This window comes from Cupriavidus sp. GW821-FHT07C08, from assembly GCF_059419025.1.
Window position 1 is genome coordinate 1 of the sequence record NZ_JBWKQZ010000049.1, and the last position, 18,524, is coordinate 18,524.

Below are 18,524 nucleotides of genomic sequence, written 5' to 3' on the forward strand. Positions count from 1 at the left end.
CTCGGTCAGATTCATTTTTCCCATGCACCTGATCTAACCATGAATGGGGTGCTTTTTCAATGACGCATTGGACTAGCGCTCGCCCTCGTGGCCTGCCTGATGTCAGCGCCAGTCCATGCGCACGGCGCGGCGGCAACAATGCTGCCCCTGAAGAAGACGCTGGAGGACTTTGGTGCCGTCGTGCGCTGGGATGACTTCGCGGGCGTGTACACGATCTCGCGCAACAGCACACTGGTCAGGATTAAGCCAGGCTCGAAGTCCGCCCTGATCAACGGCCAACCGCTGCAGCTCGACATGCCGGTGGTGATGCGAAAGGGTCAACCATTTGTCTCGGAAACCTTCATCAACCAGGTTTTCCAGTCCAGCTTGGACAAGACTTTTGTCCTCGAACGCACGCCGCATCCGCTCAATCCGCTGACGGCAGCCGAAATCCAGGCGACGATCGACATTCTGAAGGCCAATGGCCGCTACCAGACCGGCTACCGGTTCACGGAGATTACGCTCAAGGCGCCGCCCAAGGAAGATGTGTGGAACTTCGCCCTCACCGGCCAGGCAGTAAGTACAGCGCGCCGAGCCGCCTTTGTCATACTGGATGGCCAGAAGGTCATCGAGGGCACGGTCGACTTCGCGACAAGGACTGTCGTGAGCTGGAAGCCGATCGAGGGTGCCCACGGCATGGTGTTAATCGATGACTTCGCGACGGTGCAGGCCGCAATCGAGGCGAGCCCGGAATACGCGCAGGCGTTGGCCAAGCGCGGTATCCATGAAGTCAAGAAAGTAGTTGGCACGCCGCTGACAGTCGGCTATTTCGAGGGCAAGGATGCACTGCGACAAGAAGACCGGTTGCTGAAGGTAATCAGCTACCTAGACGTGGGCGATGGCAACTACTGGGCTCATCCGATTGAGAATCTCGTTGCCGTAGTCGATCTAGGTCAGAAGAAAGTCATCAAGATCGAAGATCAGGGTGTCGTCCCGGTGCCCCTGAAGCCTACGCCCTACGATGGACGTGATCGCGCCACCACCGGGGCGCCTAAGCCGCTGGAGATCAGCGAGCCCGAGGGTAAGAACTACTCCATCGCCGGCAACACGCTGCACTGGCGCAACTGGGACTTCCATCTGCGGCTCGATTCACGTGTTGGACCAATCCTATCCACCGTTACCTACGACGATAAGGGTACGAAACGCAAGGTCATGTACGAGGGTTCGCTCGGCGGCATGATCGTACCCTATGGCGACCCCGACACCGGTTGGTACTTCAAGGCCTATCTGGACTCAGGGGAGTACGGTATGGGCACGCTGACCTCGCCAATTCAGCGCGGCCAGGATGCACCGGAAAATGCAGTGCTGCTCGATGCCACCATTGCCGACTATACGGGTGCACCGACCAAGATTCCGAATGCGATGGCCGTGTTCGAACGCTACGCAGGACCCGAGTTCAAACACCAGGAGATGGGCAAGCCCAATCTCAGCACCGAACGACGCGAACTGGTAGTGCGCTGGATCAGCACCGTTGGCAACTACGATTACATCTTCGACTGGGTCTTCGCCGAAAACGGCGCAATTGGCATCAACGCAGGCGCCACGGGCATCGAGGCAGTTAAGGGCGTGAAGTCCCGCACCATGCAGGACGCGACGGCGGTCGAAGACACCCGTTACGGCACCTTGATTGACCACAATATCGTTGGCACGACGCACCAGCACATCTACAACTTCCGACTCGACCTGGACGTCGACGGTGAACGCAATTCGCTCACAGAGATCGACCCTGTGGTGGCGCCCAACACACGCGGCGGTCCACGCACGAGCACGATGCAAACGGTGCAACGCAGCCCTGCCACCGAGCAGCAAGCGGCCCAGAAGTTCGATGCTTCGACCATCCGCCTGTTCAGCAATCCGGGCAAGGTCAACAAGGTCGGGAATCCGGTGTCTTATCAGTTGATTCCCTATGCCGGCGGCACTCATCCCATCGCCAAGGGCGCCAATTTCAGCAAGGACGAATGGATCAACCACCGATTGAGCTTTATGGATCGGCAGCTCTGGGTAACCCGCTACGACCCTGAAGAGAAGTTTCCCGAGGGGAAATATCCCAATCGCTCGAACCAGGACACCGGACTCGGGGCATTTATCAAGGATGACCAGTCTATTGTCGATACGGACAACGTGGTGTGGCTGACCACCGGCACGACCCATGTCGCTCGCGCCGAGGAGTGGCCCATCATGCCGACAGAGTGGGTCCACGTGCTGTTAAAGCCCTGGAACTTCTTTGATGAGACGCCCACGTTGGGCCTCAACAAGTCAGGAAAAGAAGCCGCAAGCAGGTAACTAGTAACCGGCCCTGGAGCGGCGTCCCCAGAAGGCGCACCGCTGCTGGCCTAGGCACGAGTTCTCGTGTCCGAGTGAAACGTAATGAGGAGAAACATGCAGAGATTCAGTAACATCGTCAATGCGCAGGCTGTCGCGTCTGCCGAACTCTTCGAATCCCGCAATCCGGCCACCGGCGAGGTGCTAGGTTTGGTGGCCCAGTCCAGCGCCCATGAGGTGAGTCTTGCGGTGGCCGCGGCCAAGGCGGCGCAGCCTGGATGGGCCGCCCGCACCGACGAAGAGCGCAAGGCGTTGGTGCATCGCGTTGCCGATATCTTCAAGCAGAACAGCGAATACCTTGGCCAGTGGGTGACGCGCGAGCAAGGCAAGCCATTGGGCGGCGTAGGGCCGGAACAAGTGCCCGGCGCACGCTTCGAGGTCTGGGCCTGCGAGACCTGGACACGCGTGACGGCCAGCCTGGATTTGCCGATCGAGATTGCCTTCGAAGACGAAAGCAGGCGTGACGAGGTCCACCGTAAGCCGCTTGGCGTGGTCGCCGCCATCGCGCCATGGAACTGGCCGTTGATGATTGCTGTGTGGCAGATCATTCCCGCCATTCGTGCCGGCAATACCGTTGTGCTCAAGCCATCGGAGTACACCAGCATCGCCAGCCTAGAGATGGTGAGGCTGATCGCCGAAGTGCTGCCGCCAGGGGTCATCAACACGGTCAGCGGTGGCGGTGCGGTGGGTGCCTGGCTGGTGGAAAACCCGGATGTGAACAAGATCATGTTCACCGGCTCCACCGCTACGGGGGCCCGCATTGCCGCGGCAGCTGCTCGCAATCTCACGCCCACCACGATGGAGTTGGGTGGCAATGACGCGGCCATCGTGTTGCCAGATGCCGACCCGAAAGCCATTGCGACGGGCTTGTTCTGGGGCGCCTTCCTGAACATGGGCCAGACCTGTGCTTGTGCGAAACGCGTCTACGTACACGAGAGCCTGCATGATGCCCTGGTCGCGGAATTGACGGCGCTGGCGGAAGCCATGCCTATGGGAAATGGCATGGATGACGGCGTGGCGATGGGACCGATCCAGAATCGTATGCAGTACGACAAGGTCGTGTCATTGGTGAACCGGGCGCGTGCGGAAGGGGCCACCATTGTCTGCGGCGGTACGCCGTCCGAAGGTCCAGGCTATTTCTATCCGCTGACCCTGGTTACGGACATCGCAGACGGTGCCAGCTTGGTGGACGAGGAGCAGTTCGGGCCCGTTCTACCCATCATTCGCTATCGCGATATCGACGCCGCTATTGCGAGTGCCAATCGTCTGGATGTCGGGTTAGGTGCGTCCGTATGGTCGGCGGACATCGATCAGGCAAAGGCAGTGGCGAGCCGCATCCAGGCCGGTACAGTATGGATCAACCAGCACGGTGCCGTCCATCCCATGGTGCCATTCGGCGGCGCGAAGAGATCGGGCTGGGGCGTCGAATTCGGTCTTGATGGACTGAAGTCGGTCACGCAAACGCAGGTCATCAGCCTGAAGAAGTAGAAGAGGCTCCGCGCACCGTTACTTTAAAGATGTGCAAATCTGAACATTCAGAATGGCGCTAGGCGAACGGTGCTTCTTGCTGGAGGTCGAAGCCGGAGGGCTTCGACCAACGGTGCTGACGCTTGGTTGCGCAGAAGCGCGACCGGCTGCGAGCCTTTTCTCGCGCACCAGACTCCTGTACGCTGTATGAACCTCGCCCCAGGCACCTTGTCGCGATCTGCGGTCTTTCCTTACAGGTAACCGCAGTACTTCAAGGCGCCTCCGCACCGGAACATGGACATCCGTGCCGGCGCGCGGCAAGCGTTCAGATAACTTCTGTCCGCAGCGGGCGATCACGCCCGCTGCGGCAGCATGCACGCTCCAGCCCCGTCGCGCGGCGTACTTCACTGCACCGATGGTCGACGTGTAGGCTGGGTTGATCAAGGTCAGTTCGACCCCGGCCCGATGGCACTTGGCCGCGAGCTGCTGTCGGTATTTGGCATAGAGCAGGCACGAGAGCATTCGGGCGCCTTTGGCGCTGGCCCGGCCCAGCGCCTTCTTCTTGGCGCTGAAGTCCAAATCCTCGGCCACCAGCGGCTTTCTGGCGTCCCGGGCCAACCGGACGGCCTGGCTCAAGGCGTCAGACAGCGCCGCCTCGCGCTGTCCCGAGGTGGCGTCCGCGCGCAGTAGCGGCAACCGGCGAGTTCAGGGCATGGTGGCAGTACAGGTCTTGCCGGCCGAGAACGGCCGGTTCCACCTCGAGATCCGCCTGTCCGACCGCTAGCTTGTCGGTGGTGGGCAAAATTCCTGGAAACGTGGACTTCGCCTATGATCGGGGCCGCCATCGAGCGCGCGCTCGCCGGAAACATTGCCGGAAGCAGGCGGCCCTGGCGATGCCGGCGCCGCAATGTCGCGACGGCCACGCCACGCGCGACTGCCGCCTCGCCGATTGATAGAAGCGCGTTCTCGGTTTCTTCATAACTGGGTATAGGCGTGCTTTTCGCGCATGATCAGGTTTGTGCACCCTATTCGCACACAGCTGCATGCCCTCGCGCTCTATAGCATGGGCCACCGTCGGCCTGCGAAATAGGTAACGGTCAGAAGACCCAACACAGTTTCAAAGCAATTTGCTGCCCCTGTACCCGATTTTTTGAAGCCAGCTCTTTGTAGGCGTGCAGTGTTACCCATGGCAGGCCAGAGCCTGGTTTGAAGAATGAAATCGCCGGGCCGGCAGCAAATACGCGTGCCCTGTTTCCTTCAACGGTTCGACCGGCCTGGGTATCATCCGTGAACTGTTGCGAAAAATAGCCACCCAAACCAACTGTCCAAGGTCCGAAATGTTGGCCGATAGCGAAATCGTGTTGGTACTCCATGCCAGACCGGTAATCTGTGGCGTTGTTCTTGGTATTAAAATTGATCTGCATACTTGATGAGATCTCGGTACCGAAAGAAGTAATGTAGGTGAACGCAAGCGTGGGCGATATCGTCCAGTGATTGGCTCCGGCGTTCACCGGCCTGTTCTTGTCATAGCTTCCGACCGGTACTTGCAGCGCAAGGGATGTATTTACAAAGAAATTCTCCGCGGGTTTCCACCCAAGGATGATGGGGTAGAACTGAAGGTCGGCCAACGCCGTATTGCTGCCGCTGACATTCATTTGGCCTGCCGGTGTTGGAATGCCAAGCTTCACATTCATGTCGAAGTAGGGCACAACCAACGCCAGACCATAGTTGCCACCAAGAACAGTGGAATTGGTCATCTTGATGAAGGAGACACCGTAGGTGTTGACAGTCAGGTCCGTGCTGATGGGTGTGCGGTTACCTGCGTTGTCATTCAGGCGCTTCGCCGAGAAGCTCGCTGCGCGAAACCCTACTGCAGGGATGTCGGAAGGCGGGGGAAGCATGCCTGCGCCAAAATCGAAAATGCCGAACGGTGTGATTGGCGCTCCGCCTTCGAGTGCCATAGCATTGAATGATATGGCGCCCATGGCCAGTAGACACAGCCTCAAAGAAAAATGGGGGCGGGTGGACTCCATGATGTTGATTTCCTCCAAATGATGGGTGCCGCATAAGTAAGAGAGGTGACGCTGCAGCCGGGCTTTCTATGGGCCCTTAGCATGTGAGCGCACTTGACTCTATCGATGCGGTCCACCCCGTGCATCTTCCATTTGGTATAAGAAAGCTTCGCGGATTCTTATTTCTTCAAATTTTCTTTGTCTATCCCAAATGGGAGATGTGATGACTCGACGCCGCTTCTACTATGCGAGGGGGCCAATACATAAATGAATAATGAGGAGATCCGGAAAATGCCAAAGCCTAGCCACATCCTCTTGCTCGGGATAACCCTAGCCGGACTCTCCTCTGCCGCAGCAGCCCAGCCTGCGGAAACCCTTCTCAGGAATGGTGACTTCTACACCATGGACGCTCGTCGCCCGTGGGCGAAAGCGGTCGCGATTCGCGACAGCCACTTTGTTGCGATCGGCAGTTATATCAAGTGAAAAAACAGGCTTTGGGCCCCGGTCGAAGGCGCCGGCAGGCGGGGACTACGTGATGGCAGGTGGGAAAGCGACCTGTTTGCTGAAGGAGCTATCGGCCTGGCTTGGCATCAACATGCTTGCGCCTGCGCGCAGCGCGGATCGCCTGAAGAAGGCAGCGGCTGCCGCTGCCACGCTGAACGGCTTCGGTATCACCGGTGTCCAGGATGCCTTGGTAGACCGCGAGATCCTGTCCGCTTGGCATGCCACCGATACGGATGCGAAGTTCGGCCCCCGCGCCTGCGCAAGGAACCAAGCGGTGTGCTTATCCTTGATGCGATAGCGCAGGACGCGAGTATGGTCGGAGTGGGAGAAGAGGCAAACATTCCGAGTCTGGGACTCGGTTTTAGCCTTCCCCATAGCTGCGTATGCGCCGCTAACCCAGCCCTGAAGAGGTGAGGCTTGCGCGGCGATTCTATTGAGTCGATGCAGTCTCAGTGGCGGCTGCTGGGGGTTTGCGCAACTGCTTTCGCAGGCGGATTATTGCTTCGGTAGTCAACGATCTGAGCCGCCGCACTGCATAGGACTCGGCGCACAAGATCCGATTGACGGCTCGAGCCTGTCTTGGCGAGTACCTGCTTTAACTGATAGCGTGCGGTTCCCACTGTTACGCCTCTCAGCAATGCATACTGTTCCAGCGATGTGCCGGCGACCAACGCACTGGCTAGTCTCGCTTCGGCGCCAGTCAGCTCGAACAACGCCATCAATGCTTCTGCTGGGATTTGGCCAGCAGGATGATTGTCAGTAAGCGTGATCAGCAGTGCCTTCTCCTGGCCGTCCGTGCCGAGTGGGTCGAGTGCCTGCAAAGCGAGATGCCAACTCTGATCTCCGGACTGAATGGCGAGAAATCCCGGAGCGCTACTCTTAGCCTGATCATCCAGCGCCTTCGCCAAGCGTTGTTGGGACCATACGCCGGCCGCTCTCAGTACACCATCGCGAACGAAAAGCCCATGCCCCGCGTTCAAGTGAGCCTGCGCCTTTTGATTTAGCCATTGCACTACACCGGCGGTGTCGCACACCACCAAACCGCACTGCCACCGATCCAAATGGCAGCGAAGCAATGCTTCAGCCTGCCGGCTAGCCGCCACTGTTTCCGCAAGCGAGACTGCCTGCTGCAAGTGCGGCATTAGCGACGCGATACGATCGCGTTGCCGCGTAGAAAAGTCGCTCGCATCATGGATATCACGATGCAGCGCAAGGGCCACGTAACGGTCGGGCCCAGCTGGCATCAAGGCGCCAAGAAAGTGCCCGAGACCGATCTCGCGAAGCTGCGCCTGCAGCCGCTGCACCATAGGACGCTCAGCGTCGCTGAACAGATCCGCATCCCCACCTAGACCACCAGAGACTTTGAGCATCCGATCGCATTGCATCCGCGGATTCGTCACATCGGAGATGAAAGTGTCGTAGCAAAACATGTCAAGCCACGTATCATGCGCCGTCCAGTAGGTACGTACTTGGGAGTCCTTCACACGAATTGCCTGTACGACGGCAGAGCGTGCACCCGTTTCAGTGCATAGCAAGTCTAAGGCTTCCCGCCACCGCCTCGATTCGGTGCAGGAGCCGTAAAGACGTAGCAACAAGGGATCAGAATAAGTCGCCATTTCTACGGACCGAGATGCTCAGAGTTTTACTAAATCACTATGAGGCAATTTTGGTGCCATGGAAATCGGTATTTACTCGGGCGCCCATGAAGGATGCGGCTTTTCAGGCATTCGCCCATACGCCAGACATCCATCCATTAGTGTTGCGCTGCAATAGAGTCGCAATCCCCGCGTAACTCAGGTCTTAGGTCCTTACCGAAAATGGCCGGTTATCTCCCATCTGAGAGATGACGCGACCACATAGCAAGTCTAGTCTTCGGCCAGACGTCAATTACTTTGCCTCAGCCACGATCAGGATATCGGAGACCTTTGATGAGCAACTTGCAAAACGCCCCTTCCGCCATGCCAAACCTGTTCCAGTCTGCAACCGACTGGTTGGCAATGCTGCGCGACCGTCGGATTGGCGCGGTCGAGCTGTTAAACCTGCATCTTGAGCAGGTCAGCAAGCACAATGCCGCCTTGAACGCGGTTGTGGCGCAGGATGTAGAAGGTGCGCTTGAGGCAGCCCGTCTGGCGGACAATAAATCTGCATCGTCTGAACTGCCGCCGCTGCACGGGCTGCCAATGACGATCAAGGATACCTACGAAGTCGCGGGCATGCCGGCCACCTGCGGCTTCCCGTTCCTGGCGCAGCATCGGCCGCAAAAAGACGCGGCGCCAGTGGCCCGGCTGAAGGCGGCCGGAGCCGTTGTCTTCGGTAAGACCAACGTACCGCCGGGTGCCTTCGACTGGCAGTCCAGCAACCCGGTCTATGGGACTTCGAACAATCCGTGGAACGCCGGGCGCTCCGTCGGCGGGTCCTCTGGGGGCGCGGCGGCGGCGGTCGCCGCGGGCTTCACGCCGCTGGAGTTGGGCAGTGACATTGGTGGTTCGATTCGCTGTCCGGCCCACTTCTGCGGCGTCTACGGGCACAAGCCCAGCTATGGGGTGGTGCCGATGGGCGGGCACATCCCGCCGCTGCCAGGCCAATTCGGGGGATACGAATTGGGCGTCGGCGGGCCGTTGGCGCGCAGCCCACGGGATCTCGAACTGGCGCTAGATGTGCTGGCCGCACCCAATGAACTGGATCAGACCGCATGGCGTGTCGCGATCCCGCCGAGCCGGCACCAGCGGCTGCAGGACTTTCGCGTCGGCCTCTGGGCAGATGCCTTTGCGGTCGATGCGGGTTGCCTTGAGGCGATGGAAGCCTATGCTGAGGACCTGCGCCGCTTGGGGGTGACAGTCGATACTCAGGCAAGGCCGGACCTGGACCCGCACGCCTCCTACGAAATCTACCTGTCGACGCTGCTGCCGATTATGGGCAGTGGCCTGCCGCCCACTGCGGTGCAGCAGCTCCTCGACGCCGCGGCCGCATTGCCGCCCGGTGACAACGACTACGTGGCCCGCACGGCGCGCGCGCTGACCATGCGCAAGTTCGAGTACTTTGCAGTGGCCGAGCAGCGCGAGAGGCTGTTCCGGGCCTGGCGCGAATTCTTTACGCGCTATGACCTGCTGATCTGCCCGGTCATGCCGACTGTCGCGTATCCGCACGATCATCGCGGCGACGGCGCCCCCGACCCGATCACCGTCTGCGAATCCCGCCGCATGATCGTTGACGGGCTTCCGCGTCCATACCTGGATGGCCTGCAATGGCCGTCGCTCGCGACGGTCGCAGACTTGCCCGCCACGGCGGTGCCTACCGGCCGTTTTGTCGACGGCATGCCCATGGGCGTGCAACTGATCGGACCATACCTGGAAGACCGCACGCCGCTGCAATTCGCCAAGCTTCTGGAGCGCGAACTCGACGGCTTCTCGGCGCCGCCAGCTTGCCAATAAGGTAAGCCTGCAGGGCCGGTGGCGGTTGACCGTTACCTGGAAGACCGATCCCCATCGGCTCTGTAGGCTATCTCTCGAAGAGGGATCGATAATGAAACACTATCTCTTGGAACGTTGGTCGTACAAGCCGATCTGGCACGGTGTGTCCGAAGAGGAACGCGCGGCATTCGCTGCGAGGATAGCCGCCGCGGTCCAGGAGATAGCTAGCGCAGGAATTCGTACACTCCGCCGCTGTGGCATGTGCTCGGTCAGTAGTTGCCAAGGAGCGGAGGGGTGCCGCGTACGCTGGCATTCCTCACAGCTGCCGCGCAATGCCTGCGGCAGCCACTGGCACCTGCGGTACCCTGCGCACGTAACAACCATCGTCGCGGCCCGTGCAACGCACGAGCAGATAAAGCTCAAAGAACTCCCGCCACACAACCGTATCGCATTGATCTGCAAAACGCTCCGTTCTTCGAAAATGCAGGGTGACACGAGCACTGCGATGCGCTAATTCGCAGCGCCCGTTCGCAGTTGGGCCTAGTCCCCTGTTGGGCGGCACTGATGTCCCTCGGCATCGGGGTCGCGGTTGCACCGATAGCAAGGCTCACTTCTGCGCTTGCCTGCTGCTCGCTGCTGCGCCGGATGACCTCCACCCCTGGGCGCGCCGATATCATGAGCAAGTATGGACACACGCCGAGGTGCTGACAAAGAAGGGGACTTCATGGCGAATTCGCACACATCATTCATTCGAGAGCAGCCGGGCCGCGGCGTGGCCCCAGCACCTTTCACAGCCTTTCAGACGTTCGACGATGTGGACGAAGGCGCCAGCTGCTTTACTAGCTGGAATATGAGATACGACCAGATCTCACCAGGGAAACTGCAAGGCCAAATTCGCGAAGTTGGCTTCCGCGACGTGCGCATCTTTTGGGAAGTCACGAACCAGATGATCCGCCAGACGTGTTGTTTTCCAGCGAAGGTCAAGGTATTCGGTGTACCCATGAGAATGGAGGGCGAGGCAGTCTTCTTCGGCCGGCGGGCCGGGCTCGATGCACTTTTGGTGGCTCCTGCAATGCTAGATTTTCGCAGCGCGCCCCTCCTTGATCTCATGACCGTAGCTGTCGATATCGATAAGCTTGGTCATGCGGCTCACGACATGAGCAGAATTGAGCCGCAAGCGATGTTCCGCAATCCTCTCTGCCTGCAATCGCCGCCGGGCGCGCTATCGAAGTTGCGGGAAATTCTCCTATCAGTGTTCCACACCCTTGCTCAAGAGCCGACCTTGTTCGCCTCAGAGGCGGTCCAGAAGAATATCGAGGATGCGTTGACCTTGGCGCTGATCGAGCTATCTCCAGACTTGCCGACAGTTGACGAGTTCAAGACGGTGGAGCGCCGCCGGCGGCTTGTCGAGGCGGCGTGCAGTTACGCGCTCTCGAACCGCGATGATCCTGTCTCAATCCTGGACATATGCCGCACGTTTGGAGCGAGCCGACGGAAACTGAACTATTGCTTCCAGGAGGTGTTGGGCCTCAGACCAATTCAGTATCTTCGCGCTCTACGACTGAACGGTGTCAGACGCGATCTAAAGGCAGCAGGGAGTGAAGGCAAAGCGGTCCAAGATGTCGCAGTTCAATGGGGGTTTTGGCATCTGAGCCAATTCAGTGCGGACTATAGGGCGATGTTTGGGGAGCGTCCTTCGGACACCTTGCGCAGAAACTCGCCAATCCTTTGAGCCAGCGCGTGCCGACGCCGCGCGACCTCAGGGGAGGCGGCCTGCCGGACCAGCGCGCTCGTTAGCGGCATTACGGTGGACCATTGTACGCACGGCGCCGAGCGGTGCCGTGTGTAAGGACCGTTCATAGCTTTCGCGTCCACCTGTTTCGATCGACCAGGCATTGACGGTGCGTGGCTGTTGCCTTCCATGCAAGTCCGTGAAAGGCCCTTGAGCAGTCGGGGTCGCCTGCGCCGGCACCGTGCTGAGCAAGCCTATAGTGCTCAGTGCCCGATACGACAATTATCCGTCGCTCCTCACTCCTTCCGCAATTCCGTGATGGCAGAGTTTTGTCCAATCCGTCGTCGGTCTGCTTGGCCCAGATCATCCGGCCATTGCTATCCCAAAGCGCGCGGCGATAGGCTCACAGGAAGTTGCTGAAGAGAAGCGCTGTTCTGGGGCCGGCAAATTTTTGCCGATTTCCGATAACGGGGGTACCCCTTCGATATATAGGCTTACGCCATCCCAATCCTTCGCTTACCCATCTTCGATCATGAGCAATCCGCTGGATAATCTGAGCGAGCCCGATCGGCTCGCGGCGTTTGACTCCCTCGCCGAAAGCGCTCTAAGCGCATGGGGATTGCAGCCAGTCTCGATGCAGCGTATCGCGTGTCGCGAGAATGCTGTCTACTCCGTGCAGGTCGAGGAAGACCGGCGCATGGCGCTGCGCGTCCATCGGCACGGCTACCACGATCGCATCTCATTGCAATCCGAGCTAGCCTGGATGCAGGCGTTGGCATCCGTTGGCGTAGCGACGCCAACAGTGGTGACCACGTTAGCCGGGGAAGCGATGGTCGAGGTGGCCAGCGATCTGGCTCCGCTGCCGCACTTGTGCGACCTGCTCGACTGGGTCGAGGGCCGTCCGCTTGGGTTTGCTGAAGATCCAGATGCGCCAGGAGAGCGCTCCCTTTTAGAGGCCTACCGCACTGTTGGCAGCATTGCGGCCCAAATTCACAACCATTCGGCAGTGTGGCAGGAGCCAGCTGGGTTCGCGCGACCGCACTGGGACCTAGAAGGCTGCCTCGGCCATGCTGCGCTATGGGGGCCGTGGTTCGACCTCGAAGTGCTCGAGAAAGACGAGCGGCGTCTGCTGAGCGGAGCTGCCGGCATTGTCGCCGAGACGCTGCAGCGATACGGCAAGGACCGCGGGGTGTACGGATTGGTGCACGCAGACTTCGTTCCAGACAATTTGATTGAACATGACGGGCGTGTCGTCGTGCTTGACTTCGACGATAGCGGCTATGGCTGGTACCTCTGGGAGCTCGCGACGGCAGTGTTCTGGTACCTCGGCACACCGCACTACGAAGCGGCGTTGAAGGGCTACGTGGCGGGTTACCGCGCTGAGCGCTCGCTGTCGGACGACGAACTTCGGCTGCTGCCGCAGTTTTTGCTGATGCGCGCGCTCGTCTATTTGGGCTGGATGCAGACCCGCCAGACGCAACGCACCGCGCGGCGGTTGACTGGTCGTGTACGGGAATTGAGCTTGGCGTTGGCTGCTCGCGTTATCGAAGGGAATGTCGAATACCAGTCGATACCGCTCGAACTGACACCGCTGTCGCAGGAAGCCTGAAATGAGCGCTTCACCATCCGATGTGGCGAGCCTCGCTGCGCCAGACAGAGCCGTTGGCCTGCGCCGCAACCTGAGGCTGCCCGCACTGGTGTCAACTGGCATGGGCATTGTGATCAGTCAGGGCGCGATGGTGACCATGCTGCAGGTCAGCGGGCTCGGCGGGCCGGCGTTCTTCGCAGCGCTCGGCATTGCGCTGCTGGTTTCGCTCTGTTACGTCGACACGTTCGCCGAGCTGTCGTTGATGCTGCCACAGGCGGCAGGGCTAAGCCGCTACACGGAGGTGGCGCTCGGGCCATTCCCAGCGATCGTGGCCACATTCTCTGGCTACATCGTGGTCGCGGTCTTCGGCGTCGCCGCCGAACTGCTGCTGGTCGATGCGGTCGTTCAGCAACTGCTGCCCGGAAGGGTGCCCGTGCAGGCGTTGGCCTTCGGCGTGCTGATGCTAGCCGTGTTGCTGAACGTGGTTGGTGTCGATCTGTTCGCCCGGCTGCAAAACGTGCTGACCGTACTAAAAGTCGGCGCGATGCTGGGGCTCGGCCTGCTCGCACTTGAGGCGGAGCCGTCGAGTGCGATTGCCAGCGCCGTGCCGCTGGACGTGCCAGAGGTGCTGCCGCTGGTCGCAGCGGTGATATGGGGGCTGCTTGGGGCGGAGTACATCTGCCCGATGATCGAGGAAACGCGCGAACCCTCGCGTAGTGTGCCGAAGGCGATGTGGATAACCCTCGCACTGGCCGCCACGCTGTACCTCGTGTTCAGCCTCGGCGCCCTGCATCAGGTGCCGGGGGCGCGGCTGGCCAGCGCAGAGCTGCCACACCTGGTGCTGGCCGAGACAGTTGCGGGCCGTTGGGGCATGGTGCTGGTCGCGGTGGCCGCCTTGTCGGCCAGTGCCGGGCTGGTGAGCGGCGTGCTCGCTGCGGTGCCCCGGCTGCTGTATGGCATGTCGTGCGAGGGCCAGGCGTTTCCGGTATTCCGGCGCTTGCATCCGCGGTTCGGCACGCCATGGGTTGCGATAGTCTTCGTGGCGCTGGCGATCGCCGTGCCGCTGTTGCTACTGCGCGGCGAGTCGAAGGCCTTTACCGTGCTGATCCTCAGCGCTGCCACGGCTTGGCTGATGGCCTACATCGTTGCCCACCTTGACGTCATAGTTCTGCGCCGCCGCTACCCCAACCTGCCTCGACCCTACCGCAGCCGTTGGCTGCCATGGCCGCAGTGGCTGGGGATTACCGCGATGCTGTACTGCCTCTTCCACGTCTCGCCCGAACCGGCACTCACTCGCTCCATCTACCTGTACGCGGGCGCAGTCCTGCTGCTGGTGGCGCTGGTCGCGCTGGGTTGGGTGAAGTGGGTCCTGAAACGAAAGTTGTTTCAACGCACCATCCTTTGATAGCGAAGATGTCCACCATGTCCAATTCCTCCCTTGAGACCTTGCTGTCCCGACGTCATCGGGCGCTCGGCCATCCGACGCCACTGTTCTACGACGAACCGTTGCACCTCGTGCGTGGCGAAGGGGTCTGGCTCTATGATCATGAGGGCCGGCGCTACCTCGATGCATACAACAACGTACCCCATGTTGGCCACTGCCATCCTCAGGTGGTAGAGGCACTGCACCGCCAGGCAGCGACGCTGAACATCCATACGCGCTATCTGCACGAGAACGTGGTGAACTACGGCGAGCGCCTGACGGCTACGTTTGACCCGGCACTTTCCACGGTGCTGTTCGTCTGCACAGGTACCGAAGCCAACGAGCTCGCGCTGCGTATCGCACGTCACCACACCGGGTCCCGTGGCATCCTCGTCAGCGACTTCAACTACCACGGAAACTCCACGACGCTTGCCAGCGTCGCCACCGGCATCCAGACTAACGAGCCGTTCGCGCCGCACGCGCGAGCGTTGCGCTTACCAGATGTGCTGCGCGATTTGGCCGACGGCGGTACGGCGGAAGAGTTGGCCGAGCGCGCGCTGGCGGATGCAGACGCGGCCATCGCTTCACTGCAGCGCGAAGGCCACGGCGTGGCAGCGCTGATGCTGGATACGCTGTTTACCACCGAGGGTCTGACGCGGCTGCCACCTCGCTATCTCGAACGGCTCGTGGCCAAGGTCCGGGCTGCCGGCGGCCTGTTCATTGCTGACGAAGTGCAGTCCGGCTTCGGCCGGACTGGCGAACATTTCTGGGGGCACCAATCGTTTGACGTAGTGCCTGATCTCGTCACACTGGGCAAGCCGATGGGAAACGGACATCCGATCGGTGGCATGGTGACCCGCCCCGAACTGGCCAACGCGTTCCTGAAGGACGCGATGTTCTTCAACACGTTCGCCGGCAACCCAGTATCCGCAGCCGTCGGGCTTGCAGTGCTCGACGTGATCGAGCAGCAGCAACTGGTAAGCCACGCCCACGATGTCGGCGAGTACCTGCAGAGCCGCCTGCGCGATTTGGCCGAGCGTCATGAACGGGTGGTCGCGGTACGCGGCAAGGGGCTGTTTTTCGGCCTTGAGCTGGTGTCCGACCGCTCCACGCGCGTGCCTGCGACGGCCGAGGCGCGCTGGCTTATCAACGAAATGCGTCGTCGTGGCGTGCTGATCAGCACGATCGGCCACCACGGCAACGTGCTGAAGATGCGCCCGCCGATGGTGTTCGAGCGGGACCACGCCGACCTGCTGATCGGCACCCTTGACGAAGCGCTTGGCGCAATGGAGTGAGGATATGTTCAATCTGGAAGGACGAGTTGCCGTGATCACCGGGGGGAGCCAGGGCATCGGCCAGGGCATCGCAGAGGTCTTTGCCCGGGCCGGCGCCCACGTGGTTCTTGCTGCACGCAATGCGGAAAGCGGCGATAAGGCTGCGGCTGCCATCGTGGCCCGCGGTGGCCGCGCTTGCTACGTGCAAGCGGACATGAGCACAGGGAAGGGCGCGACAGGACTGGTGGATGCGGTCCTTGCGGAATTCGGCGCGATCGATGTGCTGGTGCACAACGCTGGCGTGTTCCCGATGGTCACGATCGAAGATCTGACTGAGGAGCAGCTCGAGGAAACCCTTGCAGTCAACCTGAAGGCCGCGTTCTGGCTGTCGAGCGCCGTGGCGCCGTCAATGCGGCAGCGGGGCCGCGGCCGCCTGTTGTTCACGTCGTCGGTGACCGGGCCGCGGGTAGCGATGCCGTTGCTGGCGCACTATGCCGCCAGCAAAGCTGGCCTGAACGGCTTTATCCGGGCAGCTTCACTTGAGTACGCGCGCGACGGCATCACCGTCAACGCCGTGGAACCGGGCTATATCCGGACGCAGGCTATGGACCTGCTGGCCAGCGAGGAAGAGATGGCCCAGATGGCCGCGGCGATTCCGCTGGGGCGACTCGGGCATCCGGAAGACATCGGCCACGCGATGCTCTATCTGGCCAGCGACCAGGCAAGCTACGTCACCGGGCAGACCGTGATTGTCGACGGCGGTTCCTGCACGCCGGAAAGCGAAGTTCATCTGCAGGCCTTCTACGCAGAGCGTGCGAAGTAGCACGACCTCACCAGGCACGTTGTTTGAAACTAATAATCGATCTCAAGGAGATTTCGAAATGGCCAATCCAACCAGACGCACGCTGATATTCGGCGGCCCCGTGCTCACCCAGAATGAAGGGCGCGAAACCCATGAAGCCATCGTGCTGGAAGGTGACACCGTCCTCGCGACGGGATCGCTGAACGACATGAAGACCTTCGCTGGAGCTGCTGCGCACAAGGTTGATGTCGAGGGGGCTTGTGTGATGCCGGGGCTGATCGATAATCATCCCCACTTCCTGCACTTCGGAAGCTTTGATGCGGAAAGTGTTGTCCTGTACGACGCAAAGGATCACCAAGACATCCTTTCGCGCATCCGGTCGCGTGTTGAAACTACACCTCGTGGCGGATGGATTCTGACTACGCCGGTCGGTGAGCCGCATTACTTCACCCGTCGATCGTGGCGGGATCTCCCGGAAGGCCGGCTACCCAACCGCAAGGAGCTGGACTCCGTGGCGCCCGACCATCCGGTGTGGATCCAGGCCTATGCGCCGAGGCTGCCGAATATCTGCGCCATGAACTCCATGGCGCTGCAGATGCTTGGCTTCACGCGCGACCTTCCTGACCGTGTCAATGATGTCTGGGTCGAAAAAGACGCGAACGGCGAACTCACTGGCATCTTCAGCGGCCACGTGACGAACTACTATAATAGCGACCCATTCTGGTTAAGCCGCGTTGCAGCTCACTTCCGTCCCGCTGACGACCTTTGGTACAAAGGGGCGCTCGCGGGCCAGCTCGCGGCAACGAAGCGCGGCGTTACTTCGGCCTATGAGGGGCACGCGATGGACGCTGCGCACATCGCCGCCTATCAGCGCGTGCGCGACGAGGGCGGCCTAAGCATGCGTGTGTTAGCCACGCTGGAAGGCGCCCAGCATGCTTTCGACGCTGGCATGCATCTGACCGAGGAAGTGATTCGCGCACACTTTGCTCTTGCGGCAACGCTCACCCAGACCACTGATCCGATGTTCCGTGTCAATGGCCTAACGTTGGTGCCGTCCGGTCCAGGCTGGTCGGCCGCCCTCCGAAGCGACCGCGACTACAAGGACCCGTATGGCCGTCCGACGCGTGGGCGGACATTCGTCTCGGCCGCGATGCAGCGCGAAGCCATCGAGTTCTGTCTTCGGAACAACGTTCGGCTAAACATGGTGCAATGTGGAATTCCCGACCATCGCGAGTTTCTGGAGTTGCTCGAACCATTCCTTGCCGACTGGGACGTGCGAGCGCGGGAATGGGTTATGCAGCACAGCATCTTCATCGACGGGAAGACCATCGAGCGCTACGCCGATTTGCGTTTCCACTTCACTAGCACTCTTAGTTTCTGTTGGGGCAAGGGTGACATGTACCTGGAACGAATGGGCGAGGAAGCCCTCAAGGATCTGGTGCCGATAGGCGAGATGTTCGCGTCCGGTGCCAATGTCGGCCTCGGTTCGGATTGGGGGCCAGCGAGTCCCTTCGAGCATATGGCCCTTGCAGAGACTCGCGAGTTTGCATCTGGGCGCCGCCATGATGGCCCTGGATACTCGATAAGCCGGCAACAAGCGCTCGACGGTTGGACAGTCAACAATGCCAAGCTGATGCAGTGGGAGGGGATCGGGGCGCTAAAACCTGGCTTCAAGGCGGACTTGGCCATCGTTGATCGAAATCCCCTCACATGCGATATCAGTGAGCTGCCGCAGGCTCAGGTGTTAAGGACTGTCCTTGGCGGCAAGGACGTATTCGACACCAGGATTCTGCCCCGGCTGGATGAGGCGGACCTGCCAGCCGAGCGGGTTCAGGACCTCGACCTCGCTTCCGCCCTTCGCCGGAGCGGGCATGTCTGCAGTCCGCAATGTGACCACGCCGCGCATTGAACAGCTGCAACTGAAGACGGCCTCCGTTACCTTCACATCGGA

15 protein-coding genes are annotated in these 18,524 nt (G+C 60.6%); 12 read left to right on the top strand and 3 right to left on the bottom strand.

The window, feature by feature from the left end; genetic code table 11:
* Positions 1-66 precede the first annotated feature (66 nt).
* Both tynA and AC07UK_RS36790 read left to right on the top strand, forming a co-directional pair.
* A complete protein-coding gene (gene tynA / locus AC07UK_RS36785; RefSeq protein ID WP_494688064.1) occupies positions 67-2,322 on the top strand; it encodes a primary-amine oxidase in 2,256 nt (751 codons plus the stop codon).
* 96 nt (positions 2,323-2,418) lie between these two features.
* A complete protein-coding gene (locus tag AC07UK_RS36790; protein WP_494688063.1) occupies positions 2,419-3,849 on the top strand; it encodes an aldehyde dehydrogenase family protein in 1,431 nt (476 codons plus the stop codon).
* A gap of 18 nt (positions 3,850-3,867) precedes the next feature.
* Here the strand turns inward: AC07UK_RS36790 and AC07UK_RS36795 are convergent, their stop codons facing one another.
* Positions 3,868-4,464, bottom strand: coding sequence for an IS200/IS605 family accessory protein TnpB-related protein (locus tag AC07UK_RS36795; protein WP_494688062.1), 597 nt, complete (start codon positions 4,462-4,464; stop codon positions 3,868-3,870).
* 461 nt (positions 4,465-4,925) lie between these two features.
* A complete protein-coding gene (locus tag AC07UK_RS36800; RefSeq protein WP_494688061.1) occupies positions 4,926-5,861 on the bottom strand; it encodes a SphA family protein in 936 nt (311 codons plus the stop codon).
* A 270-nt stretch (positions 5,862-6,131) separates the two neighbouring features.
* Here AC07UK_RS36800 and AC07UK_RS36805 point away from each other — a divergent pair, with 270 nt between their 5' ends.
* Together AC07UK_RS36805 and AC07UK_RS36810 are read left to right on the top strand one after the other, a co-directional pair.
* Positions 6,132-6,323, top strand: coding sequence for a hypothetical protein (locus tag AC07UK_RS36805; RefSeq protein WP_494688060.1), 192 nt, complete (start codon positions 6,132-6,134; stop codon positions 6,321-6,323).
* Between the two features lie 76 nt (positions 6,324-6,399).
* A complete protein-coding gene (locus tag AC07UK_RS36810; RefSeq protein ID WP_494688059.1) occupies positions 6,400-6,642 on the top strand; it encodes a hypothetical protein in 243 nt (80 codons plus the stop codon).
* 151 nt (positions 6,643-6,793) lie between these two features.
* Here the strand turns inward: AC07UK_RS36810 and AC07UK_RS36815 are convergent, their stop codons facing one another.
* Positions 6,794-7,828 carry a helix-turn-helix transcriptional regulator gene (locus AC07UK_RS36815; RefSeq protein WP_494688058.1) on the bottom strand — a complete coding sequence of 345 codons (1,035 nt, stop codon included), beginning with the start codon at positions 7,826-7,828 and terminating at the stop codon, positions 6,794-6,796.
* A gap of 444 nt (positions 7,829-8,272) precedes the next feature.
* Between AC07UK_RS36815 and AC07UK_RS36820 the strand changes: the two genes are divergently transcribed.
* From AC07UK_RS36820 to AC07UK_RS36855, 8 genes are all read left to right on the top strand, one after another.
* Entirely contained in the window at positions 8,273-9,775 is a 1,503-nt protein-coding gene (locus AC07UK_RS36820) for an amidase (RefSeq protein WP_494688057.1), read from the top strand.
* Between the two features lie 91 nt (positions 9,776-9,866).
* Complete coding sequence (locus AC07UK_RS36825) at positions 9,867-10,268, top strand: DUF6616 family protein (protein ID WP_494688056.1); 402 nt, start codon at positions 9,867-9,869, stop codon at positions 10,266-10,268.
* A 171-nt stretch (positions 10,269-10,439) separates the two neighbouring features.
* Entirely contained in the window at positions 10,440-11,486 is a 1,047-nt protein-coding gene (locus tag AC07UK_RS36830; RefSeq protein WP_494688055.1) for a helix-turn-helix domain-containing protein, read from the top strand.
* 532 nt (positions 11,487-12,018) lie between these two features.
* Entirely contained in the window at positions 12,019-13,095 is a 1,077-nt protein-coding gene (locus tag AC07UK_RS36835) for a phosphotransferase enzyme family protein (protein WP_494688054.1), read from the top strand.
* A gap of 100 nt (positions 13,096-13,195) precedes the next feature.
* Positions 13,196-14,479: an APC family permease gene (locus tag AC07UK_RS36840; RefSeq protein WP_494693915.1), complete on the top strand. Its 1,284-nt coding sequence runs from the start codon at positions 13,196-13,198 to the stop codon at positions 14,477-14,479.
* A 17-nt stretch (positions 14,480-14,496) separates the two neighbouring features.
* The gene (locus AC07UK_RS36845) at positions 14,497-15,792 is read left to right on the top strand and encodes an aspartate aminotransferase family protein (RefSeq protein ID WP_494688052.1); all 1,296 of its coding nucleotides are present in this window, start codon (positions 14,497-14,499) and stop codon (positions 15,790-15,792) included.
* 4 nt (positions 15,793-15,796) lie between these two features.
* Positions 15,797-16,594: an SDR family oxidoreductase gene (locus AC07UK_RS36850; protein WP_494688051.1), complete on the top strand. Its 798-nt coding sequence runs from the start codon at positions 15,797-15,799 to the stop codon at positions 16,592-16,594.
* A gap of 58 nt (positions 16,595-16,652) precedes the next feature.
* Complete coding sequence (locus AC07UK_RS36855; RefSeq protein WP_494688050.1) at positions 16,653-18,482, top strand: amidohydrolase; 1,830 nt, start codon at positions 16,653-16,655, stop codon at positions 18,480-18,482.
* Positions 18,483-18,524 lie beyond the last annotated feature (42 nt).

Bases quoted from the DNA above. Each gene is read 5' to 3' on its own strand.
- AC07UK_RS36845 (WP_494688052.1), top strand. From the start codon at position 14,497: ATGTCCAATTCCTCCCTTGAGACCTTGCTGTCCCGACGTCATCGGGCG.
- AC07UK_RS36835 (WP_494688054.1), top strand. From the start codon at position 12,019: ATGAGCAATCCGCTGGATAATCTGAGCGAGCCCGATCGGCTCGCGGCG.
- AC07UK_RS36840 (WP_494693915.1), top strand. From the start codon at position 13,196: ATGGGCATTGTGATCAGTCAGGGCGCGATGGTGACCATGCTGCAGGTC.
- AC07UK_RS36790 (WP_494688063.1), top strand. From the start codon at position 2,419: ATGCAGAGATTCAGTAACATCGTCAATGCGCAGGCTGTCGCGTCTGCC.
- AC07UK_RS36855 (WP_494688050.1), top strand. From the start codon at position 16,653: ATGGCCAATCCAACCAGACGCACGCTGATATTCGGCGGCCCCGTGCTC.
- AC07UK_RS36800 (WP_494688061.1), bottom strand. From the start codon at position 5,861: ATGGAGTCCACCCGCCCCCATTTTTCTTTGAGGCTGTGTCTACTGGCC.
- AC07UK_RS36805 (WP_494688060.1), top strand. From the start codon at position 6,132: ATGCCAAAGCCTAGCCACATCCTCTTGCTCGGGATAACCCTAGCCGGA.
- AC07UK_RS36820 (WP_494688057.1), top strand. From the start codon at position 8,273: ATGAGCAACTTGCAAAACGCCCCTTCCGCCATGCCAAACCTGTTCCAG.
- AC07UK_RS36830 (WP_494688055.1), top strand. From the start codon at position 10,440: ATGGACACACGCCGAGGTGCTGACAAAGAAGGGGACTTCATGGCGAAT.
- AC07UK_RS36825 (WP_494688056.1), top strand. From the start codon at position 9,867: ATGAAACACTATCTCTTGGAACGTTGGTCGTACAAGCCGATCTGGCAC.
- AC07UK_RS36850 (WP_494688051.1), top strand. From the start codon at position 15,797: ATGTTCAATCTGGAAGGACGAGTTGCCGTGATCACCGGGGGGAGCCAG.